This window comes from Halochromatium glycolicum, from assembly GCF_016584085.1.
Taxonomy (GTDB): domain Bacteria; phylum Pseudomonadota; class Gammaproteobacteria; order Chromatiales; family Chromatiaceae; genus Lamprobacter; species Lamprobacter glycolicus.
Map to the genome: position 1 here is coordinate 36,450 of NZ_NRSJ01000041.1, position 17,508 is coordinate 53,957.

19 protein-coding genes and 1 tRNA gene are annotated in these 17,508 nt (G+C 64.7%); 12 read left to right on the forward strand and 8 right to left on the reverse strand.

Annotated features, from left to right (window positions below; all coding sequences use genetic code 11):
- Positions 1–46 precede the first annotated feature (46 nt).
- Entirely contained in the window at positions 47–1,054 is a 1,008-nt protein-coding gene (locus tag CKO40_RS18175) for a zinc metallopeptidase (protein ID WP_200347866.1), read from the reverse strand.
- Between the two features lie 172 nt (positions 1,055–1,226).
- Between CKO40_RS18175 and CKO40_RS18180 the strand changes: the two genes are divergently transcribed.
- Complete coding sequence (locus CKO40_RS18180) at positions 1,227–1,580, forward strand: pentapeptide repeat-containing protein (RefSeq protein ID WP_200347867.1); 354 nt, start codon at positions 1,227–1,229, stop codon at positions 1,578–1,580.
- Between the two features lie 98 nt (positions 1,581–1,678).
- Here the strand turns inward: CKO40_RS18180 and CKO40_RS18185 are convergent, their stop codons facing one another.
- Both CKO40_RS18185 and CKO40_RS24980 read right to left on the reverse strand, forming a co-directional pair.
- Positions 1,679–2,533: an EcsC family protein gene (locus CKO40_RS18185; RefSeq protein ID WP_200347868.1), complete on the reverse strand. Its 855-nt coding sequence runs from the start codon at positions 2,531–2,533 to the stop codon at positions 1,679–1,681.
- A complete protein-coding gene (locus CKO40_RS24980; RefSeq protein WP_276570832.1) occupies positions 2,526–2,654 on the reverse strand; it encodes a hypothetical protein in 129 nt (42 codons plus the stop codon). Before CKO40_RS24980 ends, CKO40_RS18185 begins: the two co-directional genes overlap by 8 nt.
- Before the next feature lie 180 nt (positions 2,655–2,834).
- On the opposite strand from CKO40_RS24980, the gene CKO40_RS18190 reads away from it, so the two are divergent.
- The 7 genes from CKO40_RS18190 (at position 2,835) to CKO40_RS18220 (ending at position 8,057) form a co-directional block, all read left to right on the forward strand.
- Positions 2,835–3,437 (forward strand): hypothetical protein, encoded by a 603-nt coding sequence (locus CKO40_RS18190; protein WP_200347869.1) that lies wholly within the window; start codon positions 2,835–2,837, stop codon positions 3,435–3,437.
- A gap of 368 nt (positions 3,438–3,805) precedes the next feature.
- On the forward strand, positions 3,806–5,254 hold the full coding sequence (pyk, locus tag CKO40_RS18195; RefSeq protein WP_200347870.1) for a pyruvate kinase: 1,449 nt from the start codon (positions 3,806–3,808) through the stop codon (positions 5,252–5,254).
- A gap of 135 nt (positions 5,255–5,389) precedes the next feature.
- Positions 5,390–6,253 (forward strand): alpha/beta fold hydrolase, encoded by an 864-nt coding sequence (locus CKO40_RS18200; protein WP_338074217.1) that lies wholly within the window; start codon positions 5,390–5,392, stop codon positions 6,251–6,253.
- 89 nt (positions 6,254–6,342) lie between these two features.
- A tRNA-Val gene (locus tag CKO40_RS18205) sits at positions 6,343–6,417 on the forward strand.
- Positions 6,418–6,438: 21 nt separating this feature from the next.
- Entirely contained in the window at positions 6,439–6,831 is a 393-nt protein-coding gene (locus CKO40_RS18210) for a hypothetical protein (RefSeq protein WP_200347872.1), read from the forward strand.
- 134 nt (positions 6,832–6,965) lie between these two features.
- Positions 6,966–7,403 carry a rhodanese-like domain-containing protein gene (locus tag CKO40_RS18215; RefSeq protein WP_200347873.1) on the forward strand — a complete coding sequence of 146 codons (438 nt, stop codon included), beginning with the start codon at positions 6,966–6,968 and terminating at the stop codon, positions 7,401–7,403.
- Positions 7,404–7,685: 282 nt separating this feature from the next.
- Entirely contained in the window at positions 7,686–8,057 is a 372-nt protein-coding gene (locus CKO40_RS18220; RefSeq protein ID WP_200347874.1) for a hypothetical protein, read from the forward strand.
- A 65-nt stretch (positions 8,058–8,122) separates the two neighbouring features.
- On the opposite strand, the gene CKO40_RS18225 is transcribed toward CKO40_RS18220, so the two are convergent.
- On the reverse strand, positions 8,123–8,614 hold the full coding sequence (locus CKO40_RS18225) for a hypothetical protein (RefSeq protein ID WP_200347895.1): 492 nt from the start codon (positions 8,612–8,614) through the stop codon (positions 8,123–8,125).
- Positions 8,615–9,124: 510 nt separating this feature from the next.
- On the opposite strand from CKO40_RS18225, the gene CKO40_RS24985 reads away from it, so the two are divergent.
- Positions 9,125–9,256 carry a hypothetical protein gene (locus tag CKO40_RS24985; protein ID WP_276570833.1) on the forward strand — a complete coding sequence of 44 codons (132 nt, stop codon included), beginning with the start codon at positions 9,125–9,127 and terminating at the stop codon, positions 9,254–9,256.
- A gap of 395 nt (positions 9,257–9,651) precedes the next feature.
- Here CKO40_RS24985 and CKO40_RS18230 read toward each other — a convergent pair whose 3' ends face one another.
- Together CKO40_RS18230 and CKO40_RS18235 are read right to left on the reverse strand one after the other, a co-directional pair.
- Positions 9,652–10,617, reverse strand: a complete 966-nt coding sequence (locus tag CKO40_RS18230; RefSeq protein WP_200347875.1) for a SphA family protein — start codon at positions 10,615–10,617, stop codon at positions 9,652–9,654.
- Positions 10,618–10,930: 313 nt separating this feature from the next.
- Positions 10,931–11,275, reverse strand: coding sequence for a hypothetical protein (locus CKO40_RS18235; RefSeq protein ID WP_207173721.1), 345 nt, complete (start codon positions 11,273–11,275; stop codon positions 10,931–10,933).
- An 81-nt stretch (positions 11,276–11,356) separates the two neighbouring features.
- Between CKO40_RS18235 and CKO40_RS18240 the strand changes: the two genes are divergently transcribed.
- Positions 11,357–12,508 carry a hypothetical protein gene (locus CKO40_RS18240; RefSeq protein ID WP_200347877.1) on the forward strand — a complete coding sequence of 384 codons (1,152 nt, stop codon included), beginning with the start codon at positions 11,357–11,359 and terminating at the stop codon, positions 12,506–12,508.
- Here CKO40_RS18240 and CKO40_RS18245 read toward each other — a convergent pair.
- Positions 12,505–13,323 (reverse strand): M48 family metallopeptidase, encoded by an 819-nt coding sequence (locus tag CKO40_RS18245; RefSeq protein WP_200347878.1) that lies wholly within the window; start codon positions 13,321–13,323, stop codon positions 12,505–12,507. The genes CKO40_RS18240 and CKO40_RS18245 overlap by 4 nt on opposite strands.
- 139 nt (positions 13,324–13,462) lie before the next feature.
- Between CKO40_RS18245 and gad the strand changes: the two genes are divergently transcribed.
- Positions 13,463–14,854, forward strand: coding sequence for a glutamate decarboxylase (gene gad / locus CKO40_RS18250; protein WP_200347879.1), 1,392 nt, complete (start codon positions 13,463–13,465; stop codon positions 14,852–14,854).
- Positions 14,855–15,046: 192 nt separating this feature from the next.
- Here the strand turns inward: gad and CKO40_RS18255 are convergent, their stop codons facing one another.
- Entirely contained in the window at positions 15,047–16,462 is a 1,416-nt protein-coding gene (locus CKO40_RS18255; RefSeq protein ID WP_200347880.1) for a glycosyltransferase family 39 protein, read from the reverse strand.
- A gap of 378 nt (positions 16,463–16,840) precedes the next feature.
- Between CKO40_RS18255 and CKO40_RS18260 the strand changes: the two genes are divergently transcribed.
- Complete coding sequence (locus CKO40_RS18260; protein ID WP_200347881.1) at positions 16,841–17,506, forward strand: NAD(P)H-dependent oxidoreductase; 666 nt, start codon at positions 16,841–16,843, stop codon at positions 17,504–17,506.
- The last annotated feature ends 2 nt before the right edge of the window (positions 17,507–17,508 follow it).

A 17,508-nucleotide genomic window follows, 5' to 3' on the forward strand; every position in this document is an offset into this window, starting at 1 on the left:
CCTAGCCGATGACACTTCGCAGTGAAGCGGCTACCGCCGTTTGCCGTTAACCGACCACGCGATCATGGTAACGGAGCCAGGCACGGACCAGCGGCCGTGCGTAATGCTGCACGCCGATCACCCATCTTGGGCGTCCCCGGTCGCGCTCCCGGTCGCGCCCCAGATTGCGCTCCAGATTGAGGCTCAGATTGCGCCCCGAACCGGTTCGGGCAGCGACCGCCTCTTGGGCATCCTCCGGGGTATAGGCGCCTGACGATTGACGGCAGGGTTGCACCCGCTCGGCGCCGCCTGCAACCTCTGCCTGGTGCTCAACCTTTCGTCTCGCGACGCGGGTTCCGACGGCCGTCTCCGGCGCAGCGCCGAGCCCTGCCAATGGGGCGCGAATCGGGATACCGAACCAGCTCCAGAGCAGGAGCATCGGATTGAGCGATGCGGAGAGATAGGTGGTGGAGCAGGCCAGCAGCAGCCAGCGGGCCTGGCTGAGGCGCTGCTGCGGCACGGTCCCCGCCGCCAGCATCGGCAGCGCGCGCCCAAAACTTGCATTGAGCTCCGAAGGCAGGGCCGCGATCTGCGCGGCCAGGCTGGTGCCGAGCATCGCTGCAGCCGAGCTGCCGACCACCATCGACGGCAGCGGCCCTTGCCCGGCCAGGGCTGTGACCGGCACAGCGAGCAGCAACGCGGTCCCCAGTTCGCCACTGACGCGGGCGACGCGTGCCAACCCGAGATGCAGCCGGAACGGCCAGTAGCCTTCGGCGTCCTGCGCCGCGTGTCCGACCTCGTGTGCAACGGTTGCGGCCGCGGTCAAGCTTTGGCGGTGGAATCGCTCGCGCGGCACCCGCACTGCCCTGGCAACGGGGTCGTAATGCGCGCCCAGGTCCGTGATCTCGACCCGCACCTGCTCGAGCCCGCGCCCATCGAGCAGGGCACGCGCCAACTCGGCCGCCTCGGGCAGGTCGGAATCATCCTGGTCGTAGCGGCGCATCAAGGCTTGCGCCCAGAGGCGCGGCCCAAAGACCGCGCCAACGACCGGGATCAGGATCAGGACCGGATGCATCGTCGCAATCGGTTGCGGCAGCCATCATCGACGGAACACTGTGCCGAGCATAGACGCCCGATCCCGGCGGCGCCAGCCTTCGCGAGTGGATCGGCCAACGCGGGCTGAGACCGATCTGCTAGTCTCTGGGTTGGCGCGCACGATTGGCAGCGGCTTGTCTGGAGCAATGGCGATGACACACAAGAAGGCCGTCGAGATGCTGAAGCAAGGGGATATCAGCGGCTTCAACAAATGGGTCAAGGAACGACGCAAGAAAGGCAAGAGCAATGTCGACCTCGACGATCAGAACCTCAGTGAGCTCAAGCTCAGCGAGGCCGATCTGCGTAAGGCGCACCTCAATGGGGCCAATCTGCGCAAATCTGATCTCAAGGGCGCCAATCTGAACGGGGCCAAGCTGCGTCAGGCCGACCTGCGTGGCTGCGATCTGCGCGAGAGCGATCTCGCCGAGGCCGATCTGCGTCGCGCCAAGCTCAAGGGTGCCCGTCTAAAGAAGGCCAAGACCAAGGATGCGAAGGGCCTCTCCTAGCCAAGCGCCGCCCGCCTCATCTGTTGAAGCCCTATCAAGACGGCTGCGTGACTCGCGCAGGTTATTGATTGATCAAGCCGCGGGAGCCATTCGGTGGCTCACCAGCCCTCGATCGGGCTGAACGCGCGCTCTTCGGCCTGCTCGAGCTCAGCGAGATGGCGATAGGCGTCGCGAATGCGCTCGGCGCCATAGGTCCGCTCGAGCCGGCGGACGATGAAATGCCCGCGCGCGACGTTCTGATAGTGGTTCATGAAGATCAGGTTCAGGGTGGCGCCGCTGAGCGCCCCGGCCACCGGTACCATCTGCGCAGCGAACTTATCCGAGATCACGACCCCGAAGCGCGCCGCGACCGCCCGCACCAGATTGATGATGCCGGGGATGTGCGGCCCCTCCGTTTTACCGACATACTCGATGACGCTCTCGAAATGCAGCCCGAGCGTGATCCGCATACCGTAATAGCCAACCTCGGCGTCTTCGTCGTCGCGGGTGCGGCCGCCGAGCGCGAAGACCTGCACGCAGGCCATTCGTGCATCCATGTCGCTGCGCAGCTGTTCGCCCTCGCTGAGAGCGATGTCGGCGATCGAGCGCATCATCAGGGTCGTGGTAAAGGGCAGCTCGGCAAGCGTCGACAGCGGACCGAAGAAACCGCCGACGGCGCCAAACCCGGTCGCCATCAGCTTGTGGCCGAGGCGCGAGGACGCAGGCATCTGCTCGGGCGGTGGATCGCGGAGCGAGAACAGGGCGAGCTGCAAGGCCTGCTGCATACTCATCTCGACGGTGCGGTCGATGCGTTTGCGCCAGTCGCGCGGAAGCAGCTTCATGCCCTCGCCGATCGGCGAGGCGATCACGTCACTGAGCCGCGCCGCCAGCGACGGATGCTCGAGCTGCCGATAGGACCAGGTCAGCTCGCGCGCGGCCTGGTACGGTAGACCTTGGACAACAAGCTCATTCATCAGTGATCAGCCCCAGCCCGGCGCAGACGCGGCCGCGCAGTCCACGGCCGCTAGAGCAGGCGGGCGCCTTGCCCGATAGAATCGGATGGTGCTCTTGGCCAATGTCGGCAACGGTCTTCATCACAGTGTCATCTCTGATCGACCCGCGTCTCTTCGTCGGGTGGGGAACAGCAGTCACAAGCCCTTTCCCCTCTCATCATAGATCTGGAGGCGAATCGCAGCATGACCAATCAGACCTGGCTGAACCGCGGTACGATCCGTCTTGGCTTCAAAGCGATCCGAACTACCCGAGGCAGCCCCGATGACTGCGGAACCGACCGACACCGATGCCCTCGTCCCGCGCCACCAGTCGCTCGCGGTCGAGGAATTCTTCTACTTTTTCCTTCGCTTGCGCAAGAATGAGGTCCGCCGAGTCGCCCGGCTCATGGCCGAGCGCCACCCCGAGGAGACTCCAGACCAGCTCGCCCGGCGCCTGGTCGACTCCAAGACCGGCCTCTCGCTGCTCGGCGGCGCGCTCCTCAACATGCCTTGGCTGCTGCCTGGTGTCGGCCAGGCGCTGAAGCTGACCGGTGTCGTCGGCGCTGGCAGCATGCTCACCCGCATGCACCTCTATCTGATCCTCGAGATCGCTCAGGTCTTCGGCGAGGACATTGATGAGATCGCCCGGGTCCCGGAGATGGTGGCCGTGGTCGGCGCGACCGGGCTTGGTGCCGCCACGCCGTCGCTGCTCGCCACCTATGGGATGCAGCCGCTGCTGATGGTCCCGGCGGGCTCGCTGTCGATGACGACGGTTACCCGGCTGATCGGCTGGTCTGCGATCCGCTTGTATTCCGCTCGCGCCGAGGCCCGCGGGCTCTCGGACGGCACCGAACCGGATAGCGATCCCGGAGCCATGCCCGCTTGAGCGAGGGCCTGGGCCGTTACAGTGCCGGTGCAGTGCCGGTGCCGTGCCGGTGCAGGAGCGGCCGAATCGACGCGCTCGAGATGCCGTTTGTGCCATCGGCATGGTCGTTCAGACCTCAGGCGATTTCTGTCAAAGCTCATACCGCCTTGCTGGTCTTTTCGCGCGCCTTCTTCGTCGCGCCGCCGGTCACATAGCCCGGCTATGCTCCCGGCGACGCTCCTCGAAGGCAAACGACAATCCTGCGCAATTCGGTACGAGCTTTTCCGGCAATCGCCTCAGACCCATGGGGGTTCGCCAAGGTGTAAAACCTTTCACGTAGACTGGTATGCGTCCGCAGCCCGCTGCTGTACCTGTTATCGAGCCTACTTATGCTGATCCCGAATCGACGCACCAAGATCATCGCCACCATTGGCCCGGCCTCCGAGCATCCGGAGGTGCTGCGCGCCTTGATCGAGGCCGGCCTTGATGTCGCCCGCCTCAATTTCTCGCACGGCGACCCGGCCTATCATGCGGAGCTCATCCACAATATCCGCAGCGCCGCAAGCGCCGTCGGACGCCGCGTGGCCATCATGGGCGACCTGCCAGGCCCGAAGATGCGCATCGGCGATCTTGCCGAGGAGCCGATCGAGCTGGTCCGGGACCAACCCTTCACCCTGACCACCGAGCCTGGCGTCGGTCAGCGCGACCGGGTCAGCGTGACCTTCTCCGGACTGCCGGCTGCAGTGAGTCCAGGCGACCGGCTGTTCCTGAACGACGGCTTCATCCTGCTCAAGGTCATCGAGGTCACCGAGACCGACGTCATTTGCAACGTGCGTGCAGGCGGCGAGCTCAGCTCGCGCAAGGGCCTGAATCTGCCCGGCATCGATCTCGGTATCTCGGCGTTCACCGAGGACGACCACCAGTGGCTGCGCTTCGCCGCGGAGCATCGGATCGATGCGGTCAGCCAGTCGTTCGTGGCCTCGGCAGCCGATATCGCAGCGGTGCGCGACGCGGCCCAGGCGCTGGGCTATGCCCCGTTCATCATCGCCAAGATCGAGCGCGCCTCGGCGCTGGACAATCTCGACGGTATTCTCGAGGCCGCCGACGGCATCATGGTTGCGCGGGGCGATCTCGGGGTCGAGATCCCGATCGAGACCATCGCCGTGGCGCAGCGCCGGATCACCGAGCAGGCCAATCTGCTCGGCAAGCCGGTGATCACCGCGACGCAGATGCTCGAATCGATGGTCAAGCTGCGCCGTCCGACCCGTGCTGAGGCCACCGACGTCGCCAACGCCATCCTCGGCGGCACCGACTGCGTGATGCTCTCGGCCGAATCGGCGATGGGACGCTTCCCGGTCGACTCGGTCGCGATGCTGCACAACATCGCTGCCGCGATCGAGCCCGAGCGTGACAATCGCCTGCTCGCACAGGCGCTCGGTGCCTACGGCGACGGCCGCCAGCTGCGTGCGGTAGACCTGATCGCCCGCAGCGTCTACCACACCGTTGAGCGTAGCGCGCCGAAGGCCGTCATCGTGCCGACCCGAAGCGGCAACACCGCGCGCAGCATCGCGCGCTTCCGGCTGCCCTGCCTGGTCCTTGCGTTCAGTCCGGTCCCCGCAACCAGCCAAGCGCTGAAGTTTTCGTACGGCGTGATGGCCGTGGACGTCGACGGCGACCGGCCGGACTGGAGCGAATATGCCCGCGAGTGGCTTGCCGACCACGGCATCACCGAGGGCCTCGCGCTGCTGACCCAGGGACCGTCCGAAGAGCATCCCTGCGGCAATCACCGTCTCGAGATCCTCGAGCTTAGCGCCGAGCGCAGCCCGGCCTGTCAGTGACAGTCCAAGAGCGCGCGCACCGGCAGGCCTCAGAAACCAGGGAGCCCTGATCGGTTCGATATGGCACTCGCAGCTAACCAAAGGCGAGCACCAGGCACTGAGCCGGAGCTGGTCACGACCGGTTCCGGTCGGCGCATCGCGTTCTCTCGCTTCGGCGCAGAGGACGGCTACCCTGCGCTTTATGCCCATGGATTCCCGAGCTCGCGTCAAGAGGCCAGGTTGATGCACGAGGCTGCTCGTGAGCTTGGCGTGCGGCTCATCAGTATTGACCGCCCGGGTTATGGCGACAGTGATCCCGCCCCTGATCGGTGCATCATCGATTGGCCAGATGATGTTGCAGCGCTCGCCGATGCTCTAGAGCTCAAGCGCTTCGCGCTAATCGGCGTCTCCGGCGGCGGCCCCTACATGCTCGCCTGTGCCTGGCGTCTCTCGCAATGCGAAGCCCATCCGCTGCACGGACGCGTCAGCGCCTGCCTGTTGGTCTGCCCGCTCGGCGCGATCTATCGCACCGAGCAGCTGAACCAGATGCACTGGGCCATCCGGCTGAACCTCGGAGTTGGCAAGCAGCCGCAGTGGCTTGCAGACCTCCTCTTCGGCGCCCCGACGACCGCCCTATTCGCACGCTGGCCAGCATTGGTTGAGAACAGCCGCAGCCTGGCTGCCCCACTAGCGGACCGGCAGGTGCTGTCAGACCCAAAGGTTCGTGCAATCCTGAACCGCACCATCGCCGATGCGATGCGCAACGGCGCCTCTGGTGCCCGCCGCGACCTTCGCCTTTACACCCACGACTGGGGAATGCGCCTCGAAGAGATCGAGTTTCCTGTGCGGATCTGGCACGGCCAAGCCGACGGCACCGTTCCGATCGAGCATGCACGCTGGTACGCCAAACAGATCCCTGCGGCGAGCCTCACCGAGCGACCCGGAGAAGGACATTACTCGATTCAGGTCTGCTATTGCCGCCAGATGCTCGCCGAGCTCGTCGAGAGCTCAAGAGCGTGATCCCTCGTCCACTCGACCGAGCCGACGCGGAATCGGCCGGTTGACCGCGCAACGGCCGCAAGTTACTCTTCCGCTTCTATCCCCTCTCGGGGCGCGTAGCTCAGTGGGAGAGCACTGCCTTCACACGGCAGGGGTCGCTGGTTCGAACCCAGCCGCGCCCACCAAACTTTTCAGTGCCTTAGTTCATGTTCTTCGCCCCGGTTCTGGCGCTGCTGCTCGGGCTGCCTGGCTCATCCGTGGCCGGCGATGCACTTGGCCCAGGTCAAGCTGGCCGCCGTGGGAATGTGCTCGATGTCGAGCTGTCGGCGTTGGATGCCAATGGCCTCGTGGGGCCGCCCGATGGCAAGCGCGCGCTCAGCTATGAGTTCTGCGTCCCAAGTGACGACCGCCCGGTCTCCGTGGTCCGCCGTATCGATCCCAGCACCCGGTTCTTCCCTGCTTCACCCGGGCGCATCGGCTGCTCGCTCGATCAGGTGCTGGTCATCGGCCACACGCATCAGCCGGGTTTTGCCGACGTACTGCGGGAGCTCGCCGAGCTGCCCGAGGTCGAGCGCATCGTCGAGAGTCACTTTGAGTGACCGATGGAAGCCGATGTCGCGGCGCTGGTGGCGACAAGCCTCGACAATTCCAGCCACCCCAAACGCTGTCTCCTTGGGTTCGATGCACTTGGCCCGATCTCCGAGGTCAGTTGTGCTGACCTTCCGAGAGAGCGATGTCTAAACTGCGTTTCGTTCGTCTGGCCATCTTCGCGGTTCTCACCGCCCTGTTCGTCGCCGCCTGCACCGCTGACGCTGGCCCTACCCTGTCCGCCCCAGAAGCCTTTGAGAAGTCGCGAGTGGGCGAGATCACGCTGATCGATATCAGGACGCCCGGGGAATGGCGTCAGACTGGCATCGCCGAGGGGGCATTACCCATCGATATGACGCGAAGGACCTTCGTGGATGAAATCCTGGCCGCCGTAGATGGCAACAAGGATGCGCCTATTGCCATCATCTGTCGAACCGGCAACCGGACCACCTACACACAGAAGACATTAGCGAAGATGGGCTTTACTAATGTCTACAACATCAAGGAAGGAATGATCGGCAGCACTGCTGGTCCGGGCTGGTTACAGCGAGGCTTGCCGGTAGAAGGCTGTCAGACCTGCTGATCAGTGGTGGTTTCGGGAGCGTACAGCTCGGACGTGCAGGTATCGGGCAAGTGATCAGAAACTTGCGCGAACCAAGCGGCAGGCTCGATAGCGGCTCAAAAGATCAGTGTTTGATTATCTACTAAACTGATAACACGGGTCCGCGCCTGAATGGCCTGCGTCGAGCGAGTTCATGAAGCGACTAGCGCGGGAGACAGGAACGGACCTCGGCGTCGGCGCAGCATCGCGCATGCAAACGGCTGTTGCGGCGGTTTGGAAGTCGGCCTTGGCAGGAGGGAGAGCATGAGCAAGCGTTCGGTGTTTGCGGCAGCATTGCTCGGAACCGTTCTCTTATCGGTTCCGTTGCATTCACAGGCGTTCTTCGGTTTCTTCGGCGGCGGATTCAGCTTTGGTACCGGCTGGGGAGGCTGGGGCGGTCCCGGTTGGTGGGGCCCGGGCTCGGGCTGGTGGAGCCCTGGGTGGTACCGGTCACGTTATCTCGGCTGGCCAGGCTACCGTTGGCACCGGCCGTACTGGCGCCAGTCTTACTGGCGCCGTGGCTATCGGCCGTATTCCTGGTCTTATCTCGGCTACGGCTGGCAGCCGCCCTTCTCTCCGCTGAGCGCGCCTGAGAAACCGGCTACGCCAATGTCCCCGGAGACGATCGAGAAATAGTTCAACCAACGGCGCTGCACCCTGCAGCGCCTGTTGTGTCAGACCGCCCGCCTATTGGCGAACGATCAATCCCGGCTGCCGCCGAACATCTTCGTCGGATTTGGCATCATCTTCATCGGATTGAAGCCGCCGCCGTTGTCACCCTCTCTGTTGTATCCTGGTCCATAACCGGAATCCGGCCCGTATCCATAACCGGGGCCATAGTAGCCCGGGTTCGGACCATAGGGGCCATAGCCATAGCCTGGTATGGACCCTGGGGCATAGGCTGGCGGGTAGTTGCCACCTTGGTAACCGGGGGCCGGTCCGCTCGGCGCAACGCCTTGCCCGGCAGCCGGGCTGTAACCAGGCGCGGGTACGGTCGCGGGTGCCGCGCCATAGCCGGGCGCTGCCGCTGGATAGCCGCCTCCTCCTGCTGGCCCTTGATTCATCGGTGCGCCATAGCCGGGATTGACGCCGTACCCTGGTCCATAGGCCTCAGGGTAATAGCCTGGAGGCGGTGGATAATCGCTCCGGCGGTCATCGTCGTTATCGCCGCCCATCCATTTCGATGGGTTCATCATGTCACCCATATTGATTGCGAATGCGGGAAGCGAGAGTGCAGTTAGAACGATGCCCGTCGTGAGCGTACTGATCGACAATCTCATCGTGATCTCTCTGTTTTCCTAAACGTGGTGGTTCATCCGGCCCAACCGGATCGGGTACGGCATAACGCCGCTCAGCAGTGTACGCGTGATCGATACAGAACGCTGTCGTTTTCTGGAAACAAGGCGCCGATGCCGGTGTGGACGCACGATTGACACACTGTCTTCATGCTTTCGGGTCAGGTCTCCGGGTCTGCTGCAAGCCGCTGCTGAGCGAGATTCTCGGCGTCGAGCATGTCTATTCGACCGCCAGACGTGAGGAAGGATTGGTGACGGTCCTCTTTATGTCGGCGAGCCGCTTGGACCCTCTATCGTCAAGGTGCACGATCAGCTGCAGCAGAATCTGGACAAGATCCCGGCCGGCATGCTGCAACCTTCGCTGCATTGCTGCCGGTGGGGTTCGTGAGCGGGATGATGGGGCCCTACATGCTGCCCATCCCGATTCTTGGCACCGCAGCGGCCTTCTTCTCAGTGGTGTTCGCGTTCGTCTTCACGCCTTCCGACAAGCGCGAAATGGCACTCGAACACCCCGGCAATGGCGCCACGGCCGCGAACTGAACTGAAACGATAGCGGCCGCCATTGCCGCCTCGTGATTCCTGGATTGCCCCATCGGCTAGTGATTCGACGAGCGGTCCTGGATCCCTCCGCGCATGGTCACGAGACGGATACGGGTGCTAGGAGGGGACAGGCAACGCTCTCTTTTGCAGTTAGGCGATTGCCGGAAAAGCTCGTACCGAATTGCGCAGGATTTTCGTTTGCCTTCGAGGAGCGTCGCCGGGAGCATAGCCGGGCTATGTGACCGGCGGCGCGACGAAGAAGGCGAGCGAAAAGACCAGCAAGGCGGTATGAGCTTTGACAGAAATCGCCTTAGGCAAGCGCGAGGCCCTGGCCTGGGCCCCGTCGAGCTGACTGAGTATCCCGGTCAACGGTCTAACCGCTCAACAGAATCGCCTCAATGGAAGTGATGGACGTAACGCAGGTTGAAGCGCCCGCCCTCGGGCCGGTTCTCAGCTGCCGTTTCCCAATAGGCGTTGAAGAACAGGTGATCGTGCTTGGAGAGGTGATACACCAGGCCCGGGCCGAGTCCGAGCACCTGTTCCTGGCTATCGCTGATCCGGTCGCCGTCGATCCGCTTGTCCGTGAACTCCTTCAGGTAGTAGCCATTGAGGCCGAGGCGCAGCCGCTGCGGGATCACCTCATAGGCGCTGGCGAAGTTCAGATGCACCGCCTGACCGGCCTGCGTATCGTCGGCGCCGAGCAATCGGAAGGGATCGTCGTTCTTGGCGTTCCACAGATAATGCAGCCGCCAGGAGATCGTCCACTTCGGGGTTGCGAAGAAGGTCGCCGCCCAGTAGGGGTCGAACGAGAAGACATTGCTGCCGGGGTTGATCGCCTTGTCGGCGTCATAGTCGCCGGTCGGGAAGATCATCTGTAATTCGACCCGCTGCACGAAGCGTGGCCCGTTCGGCCCCATGATCGGGTCCCATTGCAGGAACGGACCGACCAGCAGGTCGCCCAGGTTGGCGCCGCTCGCTTGGATCGGGCCGTTGTCCGGATCGAGCTCCAGGCTGGCATAGGGGAGCATCAGATTGAGCCCCCACTTGCCGTCGAGCAGCAGCGGCTGGTCGGACTGATAGACGAGCTGGGTGAGACCGATGTTGGCGTCGACCTCGGCTGTGCGCAAGCGACCATAGCGGTCTGGAATGGCGCTGTTGTCGCCATCGCCATCCTTGAGTCTCGCGGAGCGGTAGAGCTGCACATACTGCTGTGCATACCAGCCTGGACCCGATGGCGGCGCCCCATCGAGAAAGCTCGTGAACCCCAGGTTCAGGGACGGTAGATCGTAGGCCAAGCTGGTTTGGCTCGACAGCATGCCGAGCGCCAGGCCACCGATCACGGATAAGTGCGCGCGTCTCATTGTCTTCCCCCTCGTGCCCAATGCATCGGCCGGATCACCGGCACGCATTCCAGATACCAGCCAGTCGCCCATCAGCACGCCGAGCGCTCGCTGGGCGTGCGCATTCAGCAACCGACTGTGGCAGGGATACTACGACAAGTTGTCGAGATCAAACGCTGACTTGGGCCAACCAAGGCCTCACGAGGTATCGCCGGCACGCGTCAGTGCCACGGCTCCTTGGTTGAAGACCTTAGGCGCTTGCCGGAAAAGCTCGTACCGAATTGCGCAGGATGTTCGTTTGCCTTCGAGGAGCGTCGCCGGGAGCATAGCCGGGCTATGTGACCGGCGGCGCGACGAAGAAGGCGAGCGAAAAGACCAGCAAGGCGGTATGAGCTTTGACAGAAATCGCCTTAATCCAGCCCTCGGCATCAACGACCAGGATCGCGTCCTGGGCGCTCTCCAGCAGCGCTCGGTAGCAGACCTTGGCGGCGTGCATCTGCTGGCGGCGGGCGCTGTTCTCGAGCTCCCGGGCCAGCGCTGGCCCCAGCCGCGCCAGGTTCTCCTCTGCGAAGTCGTCGTTGGCGCCGGCCTGCATCGCCCGAACGCCGATCTCATCGTCGCTCCCGTCCAAGCTCTGCGACTGCCCCTGAGCAATGGCTCCGGCAAGGCCTGGGTCCATTCGGCGACGAGCGCGCTTGCAGTGGGCAACTGCGCCGAGCGGTTGCTAGGATTACGAGTTGGCCAACTGCAGCGAACAGCGATGAGCGAGAGAGAACTGGACCGGATTCGGCGGCGCTTCAGCAACGCCTATCGTGCCCGAGACTATGCCGAAAGCGCTCGGCTGGCAGCCGAAGGGCTGGCGTTGGCCGAGGCGCGCGGTGACCTCGCGACCCAGACCCGGATGCGGGTCTGGCTGGGCGAGAGCCATTGGCAGCGCAAGGAGAGCGCCGAGGCGATTGCGGCGCTGCGGCCTGCGGCCGCGGCCCAACCGCCGGCCGACCCGACAGACGTCTTCAGTGCGATCTCGACCTTGCTCAACATCGCCCTGATCGAGCAACCGCTCGCCGAGATCCGAGCGCTGCTGGCCCAAGGCGATGCCCAGCTCGAGGCCAGTGGCCGACAGCACGCTCGGCATATGCTGGACCTCAGCCGCGGCGAGCTCGCGGCCCGGCGCGGCGATTGGCCCGCGGCGCGCGCACACTTCCAAGACGCCTACGCACATCAGCGCGGCGACGACGAAGGGCCGCGCTTCACGTTGGGCTCTTATCTGATCAAGCTGGCCGAGGCCAGTTTCATGCTCGGAGACCGCGAGTCGCTATTGGACTGGTCCAAGGCGCTGAATGAGATCCCGAAAGAGGTCGAGGGCGACCGGCTGCGGGCCGAGCAGGCGCGCCTGCTGTGCTACCGCGCCGGGATCGCGGTGCCGCCCGGAGCGCGCGGCGGCGCAGCGGCGACGGCACGGCGCCTGCTGTGCTGGCTGGAGGAGATCGAAGGCCACCGCGCGGACTATGCGCGCGATGCGCTGCATGCACTGCTGCTGCAAGGCGACTGGCTCTCGGTCGAGACCTGGCTTGATTATCCGGGCATCGGCGACGTCCCGCTGATGCGCGGCGATCTGCATCTGGCCCGCGCGCGCAAGGAGCTCGGCCTGCCGATGCGGGACCTGGATTGGCCCGGCTCGCCGCCTGCGGCCGATCTCGCAGCCCACCACCCAGCGCGGCCGGCGAAGGCGCCGGATGATCTGGCGGCGGCCCGCACCCAGTATGAGCAACAGCGCGACTGGGCACGGCAGGAGGACGCGCGGCTCGAGACTGATCATCATCAGCGGCGGCTCGACGCACGGCTGCAGCAGGTCGAGACCGCTAGCGGCGGCAGCCACCAAGCCGCTTCAGCCGAACGCGTGGAGCCCTAGCCGCAGCGCGGGCGACGGCCGCCCTGCTGCGCCTGCTGGTAGCGCGCGAGCGCGGCGTCCATCTCGGCGGCGAGGTCCTCGAGCCGGCTTTCGTTGGACGGATGGGTCGACAGGAATTCGAGCGGCTGGCCCTCGGCCGCGGCCGCCATCTTGCGCCATAGCGTCAGGCTGGCGCGCGGATCGAAGCCGGCGTCGGCCATCAGCTCGAGCCCGAGCAGGTCGGCCTCGGTCTCGTGGGTCCGGCTGTAGGGCAGCAGCACGCCGTACTGGGCGCCGATGCCGAGCGCCTTGCGCAACGCCTCGTGGGCCAGGCTGTCGGGCTCGTCAGCGAACAGGTCGACCAGCATCAGGCCGCCCTGCACCGCCAGCTGCTGGGTCAGGCGCTCGTTCGAATGGTCGGCGATCACATGGCCGATCTCGTGCGCGATCACCGCGGCGAGTTGATCGGGCGTCGAGGCGATGCGCAACATGCCGGTGTTAATACCGATCTTGCCGCCGGGCAGCGCGAACGCATTCGGTGTCTCGTCCTTGAACACCGCGACCGACCAGTCGCCATGCGGGGCCGGCAGCGCATCGACCAGCGCCTTGGTGATGCAGTGAACCTGCTCGCGGACCCGGGAGTCGCGCAGCACCGGCTGCGCGCGCAGCATCTCGTTGAAGGTGCGCTCACCGATCGCGGCCATCTGTTGGTCCGGGACCAGGGTGACCTGAGTGCGCCCGGTCGGGGATTCGCCGCAAGCGGCGAGCAGCAACGCGAGACCGAGCAGTGCGATGCGCATGGACACGGAGGGCTCCTGCTGTTCGTTGACGGTCATCAAACCTTACCTTGCTCGGTATTGGCTGCGCGGCTAACCTGCCGGCGGTGCCCATGCGTGCTCGCGCCGCACTGCCCGGCGCAGTCGCCAGCCGCATCGCCCGCCCCCTTGCCCATCGCCGATCGCCGTGGAGACCCTGATGCCGGAGAAGACCTCGCCCGCCCGCCTCGACGCCGACGCGCTCGATGCGACCCTGGCCCCTGCCTATGCCCGCCGCGGCATGCAGCAACCGATACCGAAGAACCGGCTCCCGGAGCACGAGATGGCGCCGGATACCGCGTATCAAATGATCCACGACGAGCTGATGCTGGATGGCAACTCGCGGCTCAATATGGCGACCTTCGTCACCACCTGGATGGAGCCCCAGGCCGAGCGGCTGATGGCCGAGGCCTTCGACAAGAACCTGATCGACAAGGACGAATACCCGCAGACGGCAGAGATCGAACGGCGCTGCATCAATATCGTCTCGAGCCTGTTCAACGCGCCCGAGCCCGGGGTCGGGGCCTCGGCCATCGGCTCCAGCGAGGCGGTGATGCTGGCCGGGATGGCGCTCAAATGGCGCTGGCGGGCGCGCCGCCAGGCCGAGGGCAAGCCACACGACAGACCGAATCTGATCCTCGGCGCCAATGTGCAGGTGGTGTGGGAGAAGTTCTGCCGCTATTGGGAGATCGAGCCGCGCTACATCCCGATGCAGCAGGGCCGTTATGTGATCGAGCCGGACGAGGTGCTGGCGCGCACCGACGAGAATACCATCGGCGTGGTCGCGATCCTCGGCACCACCTTCACCGGCGAGTTCGAGCCGATCGGGGCCATCCATGATGCGCTCGAGCAGCAGAACGCGAGCAGCGGCTGGGCCATCCCGATGCACATCGATGCGGCCAGCGGCGGCTTCGTCGCGCCCTTCCTGCACCCGGAGCTGAAGTGGGACTTCCGCCTGCCGCTGGTCAAGTCGATCAACGTCTCCGGGCACAAGTACGGGCTGGTCTACCCCGGCGTCGGCTGGGTGGTCTGGCGCAGCCAGGAGGACCTGCCCGAGGACCTGGTCTTCCACGTCAACTATCTCGGCGGTGACATGCCGACCTGCACGCTGAACTTCTCGCGTCCTGGGAATCAGGTGGTGGCGCAGTATTACAACTTCCTACGCCTCGGCCATGCCGGTTATCGGCAGATCATGGAGGCGCTGCGCGACACCGCGACCACGCTGGCCAAGGGTATCGGCGAGCTCGGGCCATTCGAGCTGATCAGCGACGGCAGCGCCATCCCGGTCTTCGCGTTCAAGCTGCGCGACGGCATCGACCACTATAGCGTGTTCGACATCTCGGACAAGCTGCGCGAGTTCGGCTGGCAGGTGCCGGCGTACACGATGCCCGAGAACGCCCAAGCCGTTGCGGTACTGCGCATCGTGGTGCGCGAAGGCTTCAGCGAGGACATGGCGCAGATGCTGCTGGCCGATATCAAGAAGGTCGTCGATCACTTCGAGCCGCTCACCGACCGGGCGCCAAAATCCCCGGCGCCGCAGTTCGCGCATTGAGCCGCTCGCGCGCCAGATTAGGCCGCCCTGGCCTGTTCGTGATCAGGCCAGTGATCAGGGACGCGAGAGGCATCCTGGCGGCCGTTCAATCTGGGCACCGGCAAGCCGCTGAGCCAAGTGCATCAATCGATGAGCGGACGCCTCGGGTGAGGCGCCCGCTGAGGGGGCTGCGGATGGCCGCGCGGAGGCCGATCAGGCCGCTGCCGGCTGTCCTTCGCTGGATTCTTCCGACTCTTCCTCGGCCGATTCTTCCTGCTTGGCGTTCTCTTGGGCCTTCTCCTTGTGGCCCTTGTCCGCGGTCGCTTCACGCCGCGGCAGCGTGACGAGATAGAGCGGCGTCAGTGCCATCACGAATAGCATCGGCAGCAACGGCGTTGCGTATTGCGGCGCCGCGACACCGAATCCATGGGCAATGGTCGCGTAGAGCAGGACCAGGCTGACGCTTCGCAGTCCGATACGCTGTGCCGGGGTCAGGCGTCGACCCGCGAACGGCAGCCAGACCAGCACCGCACCCAAGGCGCCGATCAGCACCACCGGCCCGTGCAGGATGCGCATGAACTCTTCGCTTGCCAGGAAGCCTGGGTTCTCGGCGTAAGGCGTGTCCGAGACCGGATAGACGAAGCTCTGTTCAGCCGCGGTCGGCTCGCCCAATGACCAGAGCGTTTGCGTCTTGTCGACGAAGTACCAGCGCAGGAAGCCGCGCGGGTCTTCGATGAAGCGCTGACCGAGCTGACCGAATGCCGAACCGAGCTGGGCCTCTTCGGTCGTGACCCCGGACGCGCCGGACGCGTCCTCGGTGGCAGGCGGCAAGCCCCGCTGGATGCTCTCAGCAATGGGCGCCGTCGCGACGGGTGCATCCCCCGCGTTCTGGTTCTGGATGACAAGTGGGCTGAATACCAACCCAAAGCCGATCACTGCAGCCAGTGGCGTCAACACCTTGGCGATCCCTTTGGTGGACAGAACCAGCATGACCACCCAAGGCAGGATCAGGAACTCGAAGGTCGGATCGGTCAGCGCCGCCAGGCCAAGCAGTGCACTCGCGATGAAGGTCCGAATCAGCCCTCCTCGTTCGCTGAGCTTGGCGGCCGTCACCAGATACAGCAGCAGTGCGATCATCAGCACCGTTGCACCGACCAGATAGAGACTGATATTGACCAAGAACGGGCTCACAGCGGTCAGCAGTGCGGCGGTCAGTCCCCAGTAAGGGTCCAGCAGCCTTGTGGTGAGCATGAAAACCAATAGAATCGCCAGCGCGCTGAGCACCATCTGCGTGATCACGATGGCGTTCAGGCCGCCGGTCGTGGCCTCCGGCTCGGCGAACAGGGAGAGGAACAGCGGATAGCCGAGGCTGCTGAAGGTCTCTCCGCTGGCCGCTTCACCGCCACCGTTGAACGGTGCTGCCAGGATGTTGTAGGCGCCCTGGTTGCTCAGCGCCTGAGCCAAGGCATAGGCGTCGGCCGCATCGGCCTGAAGCGGCTCGACGACCTCGGTGGCAAGAAATGCTTGGCCGCGCAGGAACACGCCGGCGGCGAGGATCGCCGCCAGCGTTAATAGGGTTGCGAGCGAGACAGGTTGGCCGCCCCGCTGCTTTGCGTTATCTGAGCTCACAATGAAACTCCCCTTGCTTTGACGTCAGGCCGGTGGCCAGCGCCGGTTCGACGAACACAGCGAGGAAAACTACGGCAGCAGACGGCGTGGAAACGAACGACGCTTCGTAGCACTGCCACCTCGCCGAATTGGGCTGATGGGTTACCAGTCTTCTTCGGCCTCCTCGGCGGCGCCGCGGCATACCCTATCGCATCCTGCTCAAGGCACGGAGACGACCGGCGCAACGCGTCCGGAAGACGACCAACAGGTCGGTAACGCTTTATTAGAATACACTAACTTTTCACCTGATGGCGACCGCAAGAGACCGGTGGATGCTGATGGCTTGGCAACGCCCTGATGCGGCTCTTCCTATTTCCGCGCACCGCCATTGATGCCCGCATGCAGATCGATCCTTCACCACCCGCTCGAGCTGAGACCCGGCAGCCTTCGCTGCTCAAGCAGCGAATCCTGGTCCTGCTCGCCCATCCGTCCATCGACCGGTCCGAGGTCAATCGGCCCCTCGCGCTCGCCACCGGTCAGGTACCTGGTGTGACATTGGTCGATCTCTATGCCGAGTACCCGACCTTTCAGATCGATATCGATCGCGAGCAGGGCCGGTTGGCCGACCATGACGTGATCGTCTTCATGCACCCGCTCTACTGGTACTCCACACCCGCCATCCTGAAGGAATGGCAGGATCTGGTGCTCGAGCACGGCTTCGCCTATGGACGCACCGGGACCGCGCTGCGCGGCAAGCTGCTCTTCAACGCGCTGACCGCCGGTGGCTCCGAGGCCGCCTACCGCGCCGAGGGTTACAACCACTACACCATTCGCGAATTGCTGCATCCGATCGAGCAGACCGCGATGCTCTGCGGCATGATCTATTTGCCGCCATTCGCCCTCTTTGCCGCACGCACCGCAGTCGAGGAAGGACGCGTCGACGGACATGTCCGCGACTGGATACGGCTGCTCGAGGCGCTGCGGGACGGCCGCTGCGACCTCGATGCGGCCCGTCGCTTGCCGACGCTCAGCCATCACCTCGATCTGATCATCAAGCCGGGCTGAGG